The 16,198-nt window shown below is 42.3% G+C and carries 10 protein-coding genes; 1 reads left to right on the forward strand and 9 read right to left on the reverse strand.

Annotated elements, in window-relative coordinates; all coding sequences use genetic code 11:
- From GMD4S_RS04865 to miaA, 8 genes are all read right to left on the reverse strand, one after another.
- Positions 1-2,092 (reverse strand): SpaA isopeptide-forming pilin-related protein (locus GMD4S_RS04865; RefSeq protein ID WP_001035137.1); only part of this gene is annotated, 2,092 nt, incomplete at its 3' end.
- Positions 2,093-2,541: 449 nt separating this feature from the next.
- The gene (gene bgaA, locus GMD4S_RS04870) at positions 2,542-9,519 is read right to left on the reverse strand and encodes an LPXTG-anchored adhesin/beta-galactosidase BgaA (protein ID WP_000410704.1); all 6,978 of its coding nucleotides are present in this window, start codon (positions 9,517-9,519) and stop codon (positions 2,542-2,544) included.
- A gap of 250 nt (positions 9,520-9,769) precedes the next feature.
- Positions 9,770-10,525 carry an SDR family NAD(P)-dependent oxidoreductase gene (locus tag GMD4S_RS04875; RefSeq protein WP_001259142.1) on the reverse strand — a complete coding sequence of 252 codons (756 nt, stop codon included), beginning with the start codon at positions 10,523-10,525 and terminating at the stop codon, positions 9,770-9,772.
- 28 nt (positions 10,526-10,553) lie between these two features.
- Positions 10,554-11,045, reverse strand: a complete 492-nt coding sequence (locus GMD4S_RS04880; RefSeq protein ID WP_000215491.1) for a DUF7832 domain-containing protein — start codon at positions 11,043-11,045, stop codon at positions 10,554-10,556.
- 28 nt (positions 11,046-11,073) lie between these two features.
- The gene (gene rnz / locus GMD4S_RS04885; RefSeq protein ID WP_000354317.1) at positions 11,074-12,003 is read right to left on the reverse strand and encodes a ribonuclease Z; all 930 of its coding nucleotides are present in this window, start codon (positions 12,001-12,003) and stop codon (positions 11,074-11,076) included.
- Positions 12,004-12,017: 14 nt separating this feature from the next.
- On the reverse strand, positions 12,018-12,641 hold the full coding sequence (locus GMD4S_RS04890; RefSeq protein WP_000129699.1) for a hypothetical protein: 624 nt from the start codon (positions 12,639-12,641) through the stop codon (positions 12,018-12,020).
- Positions 12,634-13,872 (reverse strand): GTPase HflX, encoded by a 1,239-nt coding sequence (hflX, locus tag GMD4S_RS04895; protein WP_000573178.1) that lies wholly within the window; start codon positions 13,870-13,872, stop codon positions 12,634-12,636. The genes GMD4S_RS04890 and hflX overlap by 8 nt, the downstream gene beginning before the upstream one ends.
- Positions 13,865-14,749 (reverse strand): tRNA (adenosine(37)-N6)-dimethylallyltransferase MiaA, encoded by an 885-nt coding sequence (gene miaA, locus GMD4S_RS04900; RefSeq protein WP_000850176.1) that lies wholly within the window; start codon positions 14,747-14,749, stop codon positions 13,865-13,867. The genes hflX and miaA overlap by 8 nt, the downstream gene beginning before the upstream one ends.
- 120 nt (positions 14,750-14,869) lie before the next feature.
- Between miaA and GMD4S_RS04905 the strand changes: the two genes are divergently transcribed.
- Complete coding sequence (locus GMD4S_RS04905) at positions 14,870-15,040, forward strand: DUF3042 family protein (protein ID WP_001051782.1); 171 nt, start codon at positions 14,870-14,872, stop codon at positions 15,038-15,040.
- 196 nt (positions 15,041-15,236) lie between these two features.
- Here GMD4S_RS04905 and GMD4S_RS04915 read toward each other — a convergent pair whose 3' ends face one another.
- A complete protein-coding gene (locus GMD4S_RS04915) occupies positions 15,237-16,076 on the reverse strand; it encodes a thymidylate synthase (RefSeq protein WP_000158642.1) in 840 nt (279 codons plus the stop codon).
- Between the last annotated feature and the right edge of the window lie 122 nt (positions 16,077-16,198).

Here is a 16,198-nt window from a genome sequence, read left to right on the forward strand (position 1 = left end):
ATTTACCAGCTTCGGATGTCCAGCTTTCTACAGCTGTACCTTCTGCCTTATCGCCCTTGTAGATCTTGATTTGGGCACCTGCGATTTCAACCCCACCAAGGCTAATTTTACTGAACGTGATTTTACGAGCTACATCGTCATCTTTATCAGTAACTGTCAGAGTTGAATCTTGGGCTACAACACGATTGTCTTCGCCTTTAGAATCTTTTTCACCTACTTTTGTCACTTCAACAGTACCGTTAGGTTTAACTTGGAAAGTGATATCCGTTACTTTGAGGTAACCAGTTGGAGCGGCTTCCTCATGGAAGGTGTAGATGCCTGGTTCAAGATTCAGTTGCTTAGGTTGGTCAGTTGAAGTCCAGCTTTCTACGGCTGTACCTTCTGCCTTGTCGCCCTTGTAGATCTTAATCTGTGCACCTGGGATTTCATTTCCTCCAAGGTTTACCTTACTGAAGGTAATTGGTTTTGGACTAGTATCCTCTTTATCGGTAATAGTCAGAACTGGACCAGCTGCAAGAACAGTGTCATCAGCTCCCTTATTCTTAATAGTGATAGAACCGTCAGCATTAACAGTATAAGTAATATCTCCTACAATTTGATATCCCTCTGGAGCATTGAACTCTCTTAGAGTGTAGGTCCCTGGTGCCAGCTTAATCACTTTAGAAGTGTCAGCTACAGTAGTCCAGTCTGCAACAGGTGCCTCTTCAAGATTGACTGTATCTCCACTATAGATTTTCAGTTCCGCTCCTGGAATTTCTTTTCCATTTGGATCCACCTTTTTGAAAGTAATCTCTTTTTCAATTGGAGTCTTCGGAGGTGTCTTCTTATTTTCAATTCGACGTTCTACTGATTTGTCTGAACCAAACTCATCTGGAGAAATTTTAATATCTTCAGTTAATTTGTCATAGCCAAGAGGAGCCGTTACTTCACGAATTGTATAGTTGTCTCGCAACAATTTGCCTACACTAGCGTTACCATCAGGACCTGTTGTCAATCGTCCAACAACAGCTTGGTTACGATCACGAATTACTTCAAAAACTGCGCCTTGCAATGGTTGGCCTGCTTCGTCTACCTTATGAATTTTAATGGTGAAAACATATCCTTCCGCAACACCACCTGCAATCTGGTAGGTACGTGTGCTTGTTGATTGTTCATTCTCACTACCATTGTAGCTCATGTTGGCTACGTTCGTGATTTCCTCACCATCGACTAGATCATAATTCGCTTTAGCTCGATACTCGATCATATAACCAAAACCATTAGTATCTCCTAAAGGAAGGGTGAAACCATCACCATTCGCATTTACCACTAGTTGGTTTTTAAAGGTTTCGGTCATATCCCGAGCATTAGTCCATTTCCAGTCTCCGTTATTCCAACTCCAATCTACTTTGTAAATTCGAAAAGTATCTGGTAGGAATGTCATATTTGGAGAAGAGAAAGCATCTTTGATAGTGACATCACTGTAGTTCGCCATATTGCGGTTTACAGTAATGTTATAACGGATTACATTTTTCTCGTCATCCTTGAATTGGAAGGAACTCTTTTCAATTTTAGAGTCGTATTTCCCTGGAGGGCCGTTATAACGGATTTTCCCTGCAAATAGAACTCTATGTCCTACAGTAATGTTGACATCAACGTCTTTTTCTTCTGAAACAACGTCATGGTCAACTCGGACATAGACAAAGAATTTCCCCCTAACGCCAGAATTATTCTCAACAAATTTTGTATAAGTGAGAGTAATTGTTTTGCTAGCTGCATCTAAACGACCAGTAGCTACAAGATTGTTAGAAGCATCTCGTAATTCAATGTCTGAAGAGTTTGAAAATGCAATCTCTGATGGCAATTGAAGTGTTGTTGTATCACCTTCATGCACCGTATTATCTGGCAAAACAAAATCTGCAGTAAGACGGAATTCTTGCCAAATATCCAATCCTTGCGTTAATGCTTCACCAGATTTGTTCTCAACACCTACACTAGTGATAACATCATTATACTCTGCCGCACGTACTTGCGTCAGAGGAGCAAATGATTGGAGAATAACTCCCAAACAAAGAATAACGATCTGAATCCAAGATCTTATTTTTTTGTTCATGTGATCTTCCTTTCTCATAATATTCAATTGTAAATGTACAATGTAATTGTAAGCTAATTGATTGTCCCCAACTAATCACCGTTCACCTTTTTAAAAATGAACCGTATTAACTACATTACAACCACATTTTATCATACTATCGAAAAAAAGGCTAGGACTATCAAACAAATTTTTACAGAATAATTTATTTTTTTCTCTCTATTAAGAAATGATCCTTTTCCTTTAAATTTACTCGTTGACAAGCCAGTATATACCAGTTAAAAACAAATACGATAAACAGTATTTTTTTGCACATTTTATTTTAAAAATGCATTTTCACTTATTTAAATACGTCTTTTAGAATGGCATTGTTTATGCCAACATTACTAAATGATTTTTCTGTCATAAAAAAGACCAGGAAAACCTGGTCTTTCTTAGTCACCGCTAGATTCATATTCTAGCTAGTGCCTCTAATCTTCTTTTTTGCCTTTAGTGGCGACTAATCCTGCCCCCAAACCGAGAAGAGCTAAACCTGCTGCTACTGCTGCTTGGCTTGCTGCACTTCCTGTATTTGGCAACTGCTCTTTTTGAGCTTGATTAGCTTTACTTGAAGCAATTTCTTTTGTATCTGCTTTTTCTGATACTTGTGGTTTTGTTGCTTCTTGAGGTACTGGTTTGGTCGTTTCACCAGCTGTACCAACTTCGACGATGCGATTCTGAGCCATAACTTTATCATAGCTTTCTTTTTCAGTTCGCTTGCCATTTTCAACTTCGATTAAGTGAACACGGATACCTTGTCTTCCTTCTTGAAGGATGCGAGTTTGACCTGCTGGAAGCTGATCATTCTTTTGTTCCTGAACCTTGAAATCAATTGTTTCTTCTTCGATTACAAGTTCTGGTCTGTTAAGGACAAGATTCTTCACTTCGTCTTCTGGAAGAGAAGTTCCTGGTTTGGTTCCAACCAAGACGATGCGGTCTGTCGGTGCCTCTACCACTTCACGGAGTTTTTCTTCCTTACTTCCACTAGGATTAACCGCTGTGAAGATCCGTTCCTTACCAACTTTTCCTTCTTGTTCTACACGTGTTTCACCTAGATACAGTGTTGAATCCTTTTTCTCAACTGTCTTGTAGGCCAAATCTTTTTCAACAAATTCGAGTTTTGGAAGATCTTCTTGTACAGCAGCAACAGTCTTCTCAGAAACTGGTTTTTCCTTAGTCAACTGGATACGGTATTCCTTGACTTGTTTTCCACTTTCTGAAACAAGACGAACAAGTACTGGAAGGCTGTCTTCTCCACTATCTACAACTGTTGAAGCTACTTGATTACTTTCTTCGACTGAGACTTTTGGACGTTGACCTTTATAGGTGATTTGGTAGTCTTGACGATCTTCAGCGAAGTCAGGAAGTTCTTTTCCATCTACAAGAATTTTTGATTGGGTACTTTCTTGAGGCAATTCACTCGGTGCAAGGAAGGTCATCTCAATTATCGCAACACCCTTCTTATCCGCTTTGCGCTCCATACGCCATCTCATGGCTTTGGCTTTGACAGCTTTAAATGTTACGTTGATTTCATCACCAGCTGCGATGTCTTTATCCGCACGATAAGGCACAGCTTCCCAATTTTCTGGATTGTTAAATGGATGAGCTGCATCGTAGGCTTGGTAGTTAGAATAGTAGGTAGGCACTTCAAACTCTGGGCCAATATAACGTTCCAAAACGAGTTTAGATGGGGCATCTGTACCACTATCTGCAAAGAAGTGAAGTTTGGCTTGCGCTACAGTCCGTTCTACAATCTTACCATTTTCACGGAAGATCACACCTGCTGATACTTCTGGATTAGAAGATGGTGTTGGAGACCAGTTTGTCCAACGACGATTTTCTGAATGATTTCCGTCATTAAGATAGTCCACACGGTCATGGGAGTTTCTATCAATGTCGTTAGTGGCTGAAGCAAAGGCGCGGTTACTATTTTCATCATACTCTGGGTTATTTGAAAGAGCTTCACCAAGTTTGTCTGTCACTCGTACAGTGAACTCAGTAACAAGATCACTACCAAGGACACGACCTCGAACAGTAAATTGGCCTGCTTTAGTCAGATTTTCTGCTGGAACTTCTTCCCATTCCACTGCCAAGTCTTTTGTTTCGTAACCGTCTTTACCTGTGAAGTAAACAGGAACCTTAGTTGGCAATTCAAGCGGTTGCCCTACTTGTAGCAAGCGATCTTGTTTGACCGCGGCAACTGGTTTACGAGAGAGCAAGTCTTTATTGCTTGTAAAGTGTAGACGGTATTCTCCTAGGATGTCCCCATTTTCAGCCTTCGCGATAACACGAACTGGCTCACCTTCACGAACGCTTGGAACGACGGTAGCGAGACCATTGTTGCTGACACTTGCTGTTACTGCAGGAACTTTTCCATCTACTGACTCAAGGTAGTAGTCAGTCAAATCAGGGTTAAAGTTTGCTAAGTCTTTACCGTCAACTTGGATTCTTGTTTGTCCTTGTTTGGCTGCTGCGACTTGTTTTGCAAAGATTTGTACTTCTGTGATAGACGTTCCTTTCTTGCTATCAAGTCGAACCATACGAATGCGAACCGCATAGGTCTCAACTTTATCAAAGCTGAAATGATTCATTTCTCCAGCTTTTAATTGAGCTGGTGCTTTGAGATTGCTTACCTCTTTCCAGTTTGCAGGATCGTTAAAGGCATGGTTTTCCTCACCTACAAAGCTAGGGTTTTTAGGGGCTGTTGGAACGGTCTTACCGACATAATATTCAATCACATAAGACTTCGGTACACCAACTCCGTGGTCTTCGTGGAATCCGACACTTAGATTATCAACTGAACGTTTGCTCAAAATACCTGAATCTCCGAATAGGACACCAACTGAAGCTTCTGGATTAGTACGGTTCCAGTTTGTCCAACGATTAGCTGGGCGGTCATTAAAGGAAATCAATTTATCGTTGACGTTTGAAACAGGATCAGTTGGATTTGAGTCTGAAGCAAAGGCCAGTGGCAATTCTGATCCGGTCCATTGGTCAGAAATGTTTGCTCCCTTCTCAGTTTGAGCAGATACGCGAACATGAAGTTTAGTTGTTAATTGCGTACCTTCTAGGCGACCATTAACTGTAAAGACACCTTCCTTGGCGTATTGGTCTGGACGAATCGCATCCCAAGTAACCTTAGCTGATGAAACGTGGCCATTTGAATCGTAGGTACGAACGCTTTCTGGTAATTGTGGTGCTTCTGCAATTGGAGTTGTCACACTGACTTCTTCAACTGAAACGATGCCTTCTACAGATACTTTAGCACGCGCTTCAAGATCCAGACCTTCAACTTTACCTAGAATTTCAAAGGTTTGATAGTGGTCGAGTTTTTCTTTTGGAATGGCTTGCCAAGTGACTTTGTGGGCTTTAGGGAAACCTTTGTCATACTCTACTGTCACTGTAGCTGGAAGGCTTGGTTCTTGATGTAAATCTGTGACTACATTTACTGGGCGGATAGATTGGGCTACTTTTTTCTCAGTATTGGCCTGGATCGTGAGATCGATTTGACCTGTAGCCCCCTCATATTCTGCTTTGAGAGAGACTGTTCCTGGCTTATGCAACTCAAGCATTCCTTTACGAACCGCGACTTCCCCTTCACCACTTGTAGAGAAGGCCACTTTATCTGCTGGTAAAACTGCTTGTGTTCCGTCTTGATAGTGTGCAAGGACAGACAATTTCACCGTTTGGTCTTCTTTAAGACCGTCAGCTTGCTCTACTTGTAGGCTCAAGTGGTCAATTTTCGGTGCTTCTTCAAGGAATTGAATTGCATAGGTTTGAAGAGGTCCACCATCTTTTGGTTGAACATAGATGCTTGCACGCATGCCGTTTGCTGCACTTGCTTGGACTACAGTAACATCCGCATTTTCAGCACTTGCTACAACTTCTGGCAAGGATGCACCGTAAGCAAGAGTTCGATATTGCATTGGATGTTGACTAGTAAGGTCTGTAACGGCTTCACCACCAACGGTTACAGTTGGTACTACAGGTGCTGCAGCATTGCCTTCTTCTACCACAAGGGTAGCGTGAATAGTCTCACCACCCAGTTGACCAGTCATTTGAATACGTGATCCTGCAACTGACAGTTTAGCTTTATCTGCTTCCGAAATCTCCCACTTATCAACTTCGTATTCTTGTACGCTTCCATCCGTAACAGCAATAGAAACGTATTTATCAACAGCGCTCAAGTCTGTTCCTGGAGCAACACGCTTAACAGTTGGAAGCTCATTTGCGATTGCTAGAATTTCGACACGGGCCTCAACTTCGCGTCCGTCTGCCATACCTTTAACAGTCACAACTCCTGCTTGGCTCACATCAACTGAAGACCAAGTGACTGGACGTTTTTCACGACTGCCATCACTGTAGATAAAACCGACTGTCTTCGGCATTTTTGGCTCTTTCTCAATAACAGTACGTACTTTTGGTACTTCTGTACCTAAAACAGTTTTTTCTTGTCCTTCTTTCTTACCTGTAAAGACAGTGACTTGGTCCGATTTCAAGAGATCAGAGTGGGCAGTAAGGGTGAATTTACCTGCTTGCTCAGTTGATTTAACAATGGCAACCCCTTTACCGTTAAAGGCTCTGCGGATCCAAGAACCATCAGGTTGTGCCTTGTAGCGTTCACGGCTGGCTTGTTCCCCATTATCAACACCAACCAGTTGACCTTGTCCATGCAATTGGAAACGAACCAAATTATTGGCAGTTGGTACCACATTTCCTTGGCTGTCTACGATTTCATAGTAGATGTAAGTCAAGTCTTTTCCATCTGCAGCGATTGCGTGTTCTTCCTTGATGAGACGAACACCTGCAGGTTGACCTGCAGTGGTAATCTTGTCACGTGCAATTTCTTTACCAGCTTCATCACGAGCTACTGCTTCTAAGGTACCTGGTTGGTAAGCAACCTTCCACTCAAGATAGAGTTCCTTAGCATTGGCACCTTCTTGGTAGGTACGACCATCACTAGTTTGTTTTTTGTTGAACTTTTTAACACCGAGAGATTGACCGTTCAAGAACAATTCAACACTTGCAGCATTAGAGTAAGCGCGAACTGGAATCTTTCCTTGTGCATCTTCTACTTTAGAGGCCAAGTCTCTATTCTCCCAGTTCCAGTGAGGAAGAAGGTGAACCATTGGTTTCTTCTTGACAGAAACCCATTGGCTTTGGTAGAGGTAGAAGTCATGTTTTGGAATACCCGCTGTATCTACGATACCAAAGTAAGAGCTCTTAACGGGAGTTTGGTTTTGGTTGTGCCATGGTGTAGGTTCACCGATATAGTCCGTACCTGTCCAGATAAACTGTCCAGCATAGCCAGCGTTGTCACGATCAAACGTCCATGAATCTGTTGCCGTTTTACCCCAGCCAACTCGGTCATTACCATAGTCAGACTGTTCGTAATGACGCTCAGGTCCGTTACTATGTTTCAATTCCTGTTCAGGGCGATAGTAACTTCCACGTGTACGGGTAGCTGAAGATGTTTCGGAACCGTAAATCAACCAGTTTGGATGTTTCGCACGAAGTTTCTTGTAGTTGTCTTCTGAATAGTTGAAACCAACTGCATCCAGTTCATTAGCAATTTTCTCATGATCACCGCTACCATCACCAAAGCGGAACTTATCTGCTCCCATGGTAACATAACGTGTAGTATCAACATCTTTAATCACTTTTACTAAGCGTTTAACCGTTGCAAGAGAGTGAGCATTACCATTGGCTTCACCGATTTCGTTTCCGATAGACCACATGAAGACAGCTGGGTTATTTTTATCTCTTTCGACCATGGTACGAAGATCGTAGTCAGACCATTTTTCACCTTTTCTAGCTTCTGGGTGAGTGGCATCTTTTTCAAAGAAACGTCCGTAGTCATATGGTTTCTTGCCACCATACCACGTATCAAAGGCCTCTTCCTGAACCAGCAAACCAAGTTCTGCTGCGATTTGCAAGGTCTGTGGACTTGCAGGGTTATGAGTTGTACGGATGGAGTTAACGCCCATCTCCTTCATTTGTTTGAGACGACGGTATTCTGCTTTATAATTTTCTTCTGCTCCAAGCGCTCCGTGGTCATGGTGCAAGGAAACACCATGGAATTTAATTCGTTCACCATTCAAAGAGAAACCTTCATTTGGAGTCCAATGATAGTAACGGTAACCAAACAAATCTTTCTTAGCATCGACTAATTGACCATCACGGTAAACACGCGTAACCAGTTCATACAAGGCAGGTTTGTCATTTAAAACGGTCCAGAGTTTTGGTTGTTCAACTTCTAGAATCGCATCAAGACTTGTTGACTCATGTGCTTTCAAGGTACGGCTCGCTGTACGAACCAAGCCTGTTACAGCCTGACCACCACGTTCAACGATTTGATACTCTGCCACCAGTTCATGGTCTTTATCGTCTGTATTGACAATCTTGCTGGCTACATGAGTTTCAACCTTGCCATGTTGCTGTTGTTCAAGTTTTGGTGTTAAGATAGTTGTTCCATTTTTCTCAACATGAACCTTATCTGTCACTTGCAAGGTCACATCACGGTAGATACCACTACCTGAGTACCAACGGCTACTTGGCTGTTTGTTAACCGCATGGACAGCAATCACATTCTCACGACCATCTTTGTGAAGATATTTTGTGATATCGTATGAGAACTGGTTATAACCATTTGGATAATGCCCCACTAACTGACCATTGACATAGACTTGAGAGTCCATGTAGACACCATCAAAGGTCACACGAACATTTTTCTTGAGATCTTTTTCATCAAGTTTAAAGGTCTTGCGATACCAAGCTTCACCACCATTGAGCTGTCCACCCTCGTTTTGGGCAGGTGACTGATGGTCAAAATCGTTAAAGATACTCCAGTCGTGTGGGAGATCCAATTTTTGCCATGACGAAACATCTGCATCTGGTTTCACAGCTTCTTTGGAGTTTGCATTGAGTTTAAAGTGCCAATTTTGATTAAAATTCACTTTTCTATCTTCAATCATTTGATTCACTTCTTCATTTGTCGCAGCTTTCAACTCTTCCTTGACAGGCTTTTCTTGACTTGAAGCTTGAGATTCTACCTTTGGAGCTGTTTCTTCAGGTTTTAGAGATGCTTTCTCCTCTTTTGGAGCTACAGGTTCCTCTTCTTTCACCTCTGGTTTGCTTGCTTCAATTGGAGCAGCTTGACTTTGGTCGACACTTGCAGCATCCTTGTGCTCTGCTACAGCTTGATTTTCTTTTTCCTCCACTGCCGGACTTTCCTCTTTTGCTTGTTCAACAGTGTGAGTAATTGGAGTTTCATCCGCGAAAACTGGTGATTCTCCAATGACACTTCCTCCAAATAGAACCGCACAGGTTCCAATCATGACAGAGCAAGCGCCTACGGCAAACTTACGAATGCTGTAGACTCTTTTACGATTCCAATGGCCTTTTTCCATAAAATCCTCCTTTAGTAACCGCTTCCATTTATTTGTAAGCGTATTACTTTTTCATAGCCTTTTACCCTTATTTTATAAAATAATATAGGAAATTTCAATACCCTAAACACAAAAATCATATTTTTGATTGTTTTTTCTAAAATTTGTAGAAGATTCGAAAAAAGTGAATGTAGATTTAGAACAAAAACAAACAAATTTTTGACACTCAGTTCAATATTATAAAAAAAGTTCCTTTTGTAAGGAACTCCTTTTACTTATAATTAAAGATCCCCCCTGCCAACTTATCAGCTAGCTTGGGAAAGAGGGTATAAAACTTATGGGCTAGATTCAACAAAACTGGGAGATTGAGTTCCCGTTTGTTTTTTCCTATGATTTTGACAATCTTTCTAGCGACTACATCTGGTTCTAAGAGAAAGCGGTCAACCGACTTGAGGTAGCTCCCATCTGGGTCTGCCTGGTCAAAAAAGGCAGTACGAATCGGTCCTGGATTAACCGTCGTTACATAGACACCATAGGGCATCAGTTCGAGACGCAGAGCGTTTGAAAATCCAATAGCCGCAAACTTGGTCGCTGAGTAGAGACTGGACTTACTAGTCGCTATCAAACCTGCCATGCTGACGATATTGATGATGTGGCCTTTTCGGCTTTCCTTCATGCGAGCTCCAAGACGACGAGACAGATTCATCAGAGCAAAGGTATTGACCTCAAACATCTGGTGAATGTCTTGATCAGAGATCTTGTCGAAATCTTCAAAAATTCCATAGCCAGCATTGTTAATCAAGACATCAATCTTGCCATAACGGAGATAGAGGTCAGCTACCAGAGCTTCTAGGGCTGAGTCATCAGTAATATCGATTTCAATCCATTCTACATGAGGATGCTTTGCATATAGTTGGGCTAGTTTTTCCTTGTTTCTACCTAGTAAGATGAGTTGGTCATTTGGCAAGAGTTTGACCATTTCTTGGGCTAAGCCACCGCTTGCCCCAGTGATGATGATGGTACGCATCTCTATTCCTTTCAAAGTTTTGATCAATTTAATGAAATCTTTTTCCAGCTAAATAATGAGCATAGGCTTGATCAATGACAGGAGCAAACAGATGATAATCCTCCCAGCTACCTAAAAATTCTAAAGGCAAGTCATATAAGTCATTGACTACAAATTCGGAATAATCATCCATATACTGATGTTCATAATAGTCATTTACAAAAGCCTGAAAATCCTTTGTAATATCCATTGTTCCCAGTTTACCATCGCACCAGTCTAAAAGATAATCAACACCCAAAGTTTGCTCGTTTTTTAAACTTTGGAATACCGTTTCTTCATCAGGAAACATCAATTCTTTTGCATCATGCAGGATGAGCCAAGTAACGAAAAAACCGATATGATTCGCAGCCCAACGATAAATCTCCCGATAATCTTTTTGAGTTAACTCTTCTTTTTGTAATGAATAGCTGTGCAAGTAGTTGGTTAAGGCATTCTCAAAATACCAATCCGCTTTATCCAATAAACGATTTTCAACAGTCATCTTAATTCCCTCTCAACGAACTGTAACATTATAACTCAACCTCTTCCAAGTCTTTGACGACATGGACATTCTCAAAAATACTAGCTGCATCTTTCTTAAGCTGACTAATATCCTTTGATAGGAAGCGGGCACTGATATGGTTGAGCAAGAGGCGCTTAGCACTGGCTTCTGCTGCTACTTGTGCTGCCTGCATATTGGTTGAGTGACCGTGATTGCGAGCAATTTTTTCATCTCCCTTGCCATAAGTCGACTCATGGACAAGGACATCGGCATTGACAGCTAAACGCACACTAGCATTGGTTTTACGGGTGTCACCCAGAATGGTGATAATCTTACCTGGACGGGGAGCTGAGATATAGTCTGCTGCCTTGATTTCAGTTCCATCTTCGAGAACAACGTCCTGGCCGTTTTTGATCTTTCCAAAAAGCGGACCAAATGGAACACCAGCAGCCTTAAGTTTTTCAGCATCCAAGGTCCCTTCTAGATCCTTTTGCATGACACGATAACCAACGCAGAAAATAGTGTGGTCCAGCTCCTCTGCATACACAGTGAATTTATCGGTCTCAAAGATTTTCCCTAGAGAATCTTGGTCAAACTCATGAAAATGAATGCGGTAAGGCAGACGAGAGCCTGACACACGAAGGCTGGTTAAGACAAATGACTTGATTCCTTGCGGTCCATAGATGTCCAAATCTGTCTGCTCTTCATTGGCCTGAAAAGCACGGCTAGAGAGAAATCCTGGCAATCCAAAGATGTGGTCTCCATGCAGGTGGGTGATAAAGATTTTGCTGACCTTCCGTGGTCGAATCGTGGTTTCCAGAATGCGATTTTGCGTTCCTTCTCCACAGTCAAAGAGCCAAACTTCGTTAATCTCATCCAAGAGTTTCAGGGCGAGACTTGAAACGTTGCGGGCTTTAGAGGGCTGACCGGCCCCTGTTCCTAAAAATTGAATATCCATTCGATACTTTCTAATTAATCAATATATAACATAGCTGTGCGATTTTCCGATCGGAAATAGCGACTGCCAGAAAAAGCAACAGCTTCTTGCAGTAAATCCTCTTGGCTGTAGCCTTTGAGACGCTTGCGACCATCTGCTAAACTTTCTAAATCAGTCAAAGCTGTGAGATTCTTCACACTAACAACTTCTTCATCTCCGACAGGCTTCATGTAAATCTTTCCAGACTCCTCAAAGACTAGTTGATGGGGGAAAATTTGCGCAATCTCAAAAAGTAAGTCATCCGAGATTTCCTCTTCATTTTCAGAGAAAATTCGCCCCAAGCCCTCACTCTCATAGCAAAATCCAAAAGATTTGCCAGATAAATTAAGACGAATAAAAGGCTTATTTTCAAAGGTGAAACTTGGATCAGCATTGTAGAGATTCAGTTCATGACTGACTTCTAAAAAATAATCCGTCGCAGCTTCAGGACTCTTTTTCTGGTAGAGTTCAGCAAAGTAGGCATTGACTACACTCGGAGGAGGTGTGATGAGAGCCAACTGCTCTTGCTCTGTTTTGCCAGCTAGAAGTTGATCCAGATAGACCTTATCCAAACTTGTATAACCCCCATACTTTAGAGCCAAGGTTTTAATATCAGTCATAAAATTCCTCTAACCTCCATTTGTTTTTCTCGGAAATGTAGCCTGTAATCACTTCTCCATCATCTTGGTAGTCACGATCTTCAAGAATCGCTACACTTTCCAAATCATGAATCTTGTAGGACTTAGAAAAAGGCACCCGTAGAGTAAAGGCTTCAAAAATCTCCTTGATTTTTTCTAAAAATAAAGCCTGCAACTGCTCACGACTATCCTCAGACTTGGCAGAAATGAGGGCATACGGCGTTTGAGTAGGCGTAAAATCCTCCACCAAATCCGCTTTATTGTAAAGAGTCAAGCGAGGAATATCCTCCATATCCAAGTCTTTCATGATAGACAGAACCGTTTTTTCATGCTCCTCGTGATAAGGATTGCTGGCATCGATGACATGAACCAAAAGATCCACATGCTTGCTTTCTTCCAAAGTTGACTTGAAACTGGACACCAATTCAGTTGGCAAATCCTGGATAAAACCAACCGTATCAGTCAAGGTAACCTGAAGATTGCCCCCAAGATGGATACTCTTTGTCGTCGCATCCAGGGTCGCAAACAGCTCGTCTGCTTCGTACTGGGTCTTACTGGTTAAGCTGTTCATGATAGTTGATTTCCCAGCATTGGTGTAGCCAATCAAGCCAATCTTAAAGGTGCTTGACTCCAAGCGTTTTTCTCTGACTGTCGCCCGATTTTTCTCTACCACCTTGAGCTGGCGTTCGATATCTGTGATTTGATTGCGAACACTACGACGGTTCAGTTCCAACTGACTCTCACCTGGACCACGGGAACCAATTCCCCCTGCCTGACGGCTGAGCATGATTCCTTGACCAACCAAGCGAGGCAAGAGATATTTGAGCTGGGCTAGGTGGACTTGGAGTTTCCCTTCATGGCTTCGAGCCCGCATAGCAAAGATATCCAAAATCAACTGCATACGGTCAATGACCTTGACACCCAGAACTTCCTCTAGATTGACATTTTGCCGTGGTGTCAGACGGTTGTTGACAATGACAGTAGTAATTTCCTCAGCATCCACCATGAGCACAATTTCTTCCAACTTACCAGATCCGACAAAAGTCTTGGAGTCATACTTTTCACGTTTTTGCCTGTAGCTATCTACAACGACTGCTCCAGCAGTCTTAGCCAGACTGGCCAACTCTTCCATGGACAGGTCAAAATTATCCATGCCCTGCAGTTCAACACCAATTAGCAGGACCCGTTCTTCTTTTTTCTCCGTTTCAATCATTTAAAAACTCCTCAATCTGGCTTAGAATACGCTCCTTCACGCCAGACTCTCCTATCTGATAAAAGGTCACCTGCATGCGATTACGGAACCAGGTCAACTGACGCTTGGCAAAACGACGGGTAGCCTGTTTGAGACTCTCACTAGCTTCCTCTAAAGTCTGCTCCCCACGGAAATATGGAAATAGTTCCTTGTAGCCAATTCCTTTGGCTGCCTGCGCATCAGGGTAATGGTCAAAAAGCCACTTGGCCTCATCCAAAAGCCCAGCCTCAAACATTAGATCCACTCGGTTGTTGATACGTTCATAAAGCTGACTACGCTCATCATCTAAGCAGATAATCAGAGGTTCATACAAAGTCTCTTGATTTTCCAAATCCTGACCAAAATGGGCAATCTCCAAGGCACGCATAGCACGACGACGGTTAAACTGGGGAATTTCAAGACCTGCTTGCTCCACGAGATGGGCTAATTCCTCATCTGAATAAGGCTCCAAGCTAGCCCGATAAGCTAAAATCTCCTCATGAGGTGTTTCTCCACCTAGATGGTATCCTTCCAGCAAGCTCTGGATATAAAGCCCTGTACCACCCGCGATAATAGCAAGCTTACCACGGTTATGAATATTCTCAATAGCCTTCTTAGCTTCTGAAACAAAATCAAAAGCCGAGTAAGACTCGGTCACCTCTCTGACATCAATCAAATGATGAGGAACAGCTGCTTGCTCCTCTGGGCTAGCCTTGGCCGTCCCAATATCTAGCCTTCTGTATACTTGCTGACTGTCACCGCTGACCACCTCTCCACCAAAGCGCTTAGCTACTTCAATAGCAAGGGCTGTTTTCCCAACAGCAGTCGGTCCAACAATCACAATTATTTTTGTTTTCATCTTTTTTCCTTGAAAAATTTCCATTTTTTCGTTACTATTATTATATCACAAAAAGTTAAGTCAGAAAAATGCTACCACTTAAGGAGCCTGGCTGATTGGAAAGATAAAGGAGGAAGACTCATGGCTAAAGGATTCGCTAAAGGTCTTGTAACAGGTGTCGCAGGAACTGTCGCTGCCGTTGCAGGTGCAGTATACGCAATTAAAAAGAAAGTGATTGAGCCAGAAGAGCAAAAAGCAGCTTTCATCGAAGAAAACCGTAAAAAAGCAGCTCGCCGTCGCGTATCACATTAAGCAACAAAAGAAGTTGAGAAATCTCAACTTCTTTTTATTTTCTTTTATAGTCAATGAAAATCAAAGAGCAAACTAGGAAGCTAGCCGCAGGTTGCTCAAAGCACTGCTTTGAGGTTGTGGATAGAACTGACGAAGTCAGTCACCATACCTACGGTAATGCGACGCTGACGTGGTTTGAAGAGATTTTCGAAGAGTATTAAATAGCCAAATCAAACTTCAGTTGTGGCTTAACCGGATCATAGTCAACTAACTCAAAGTCCTCCGCTTTGATATCAAAGAAATTGGTCCCATCAGGAACATTTAAAACCAAGCGTGGTTGGCAGTTTGACGGCTCACGACGAAGCAATTCCTGAGCTTGTTCAAATTGATTATCGTAGATATGAAGGTTGTTGATAAAATAGAAAAACTTCCCAACCTTCCAGCCAAAGTGTTTAGCAATCATCATTTGAAGAGCTACGTACTGCATAGCGTTAATGTGGTGAGCCACCAGCATGTCATTCGAACGCTGGGTCAAAGTCGCATCCAGATAGATTTCCCCATCAACCCGACGGACATCAAACATGGTCTGAAAGGCGCATGGAAGAAGACCATCTGTCTCCTCAAAAGCTTGGTAATCCCAGAGCGAGATGATATTGCGGCGGTTCCAAGGGTTGGCTTCTAACTGCTTGAGAATCTTGTTGATGATATCGTGTTTCTTAACAACTGCCCCATAGCGCTCACCGATGGTCCCCGTTTCTCCCACTTCCCAGTCATTCCAGTAGTGAACATTGTACTTGTTATTAAGCACTTCTAGGCTATTAGACTGGTCTTGGTAAATCCAGAGCACTTCCTTGATGGCAGATTTGATCGCAATGGGACGCAAGGTCGTGATGGGGAATTCCCCTTTAGACAAATCATACTCCGCAAAGGCACCCGTTACGTACTTGGAGTTGGCAACAGTCCCATCCTTGTACTTGGGACGAGCCTGCTCAGAAAAGACACCTTTTTTGAGGATTCGTTCAATATTTTCTTTAAAAATCGTATCTGCTTTTGTCATTTACTCTCACCTCATTTATTGTCCTAACTAGTATAGCATAAAAAAAGAAAGGAGGAAAATCACTGGCTTTAAAGTAGTGTTTTTCTCCTTTTATGATCTTATTGCAATACAAGTGATGCTGC

This window comes from Streptococcus sp. GMD4S (assembly GCF_000296955.1).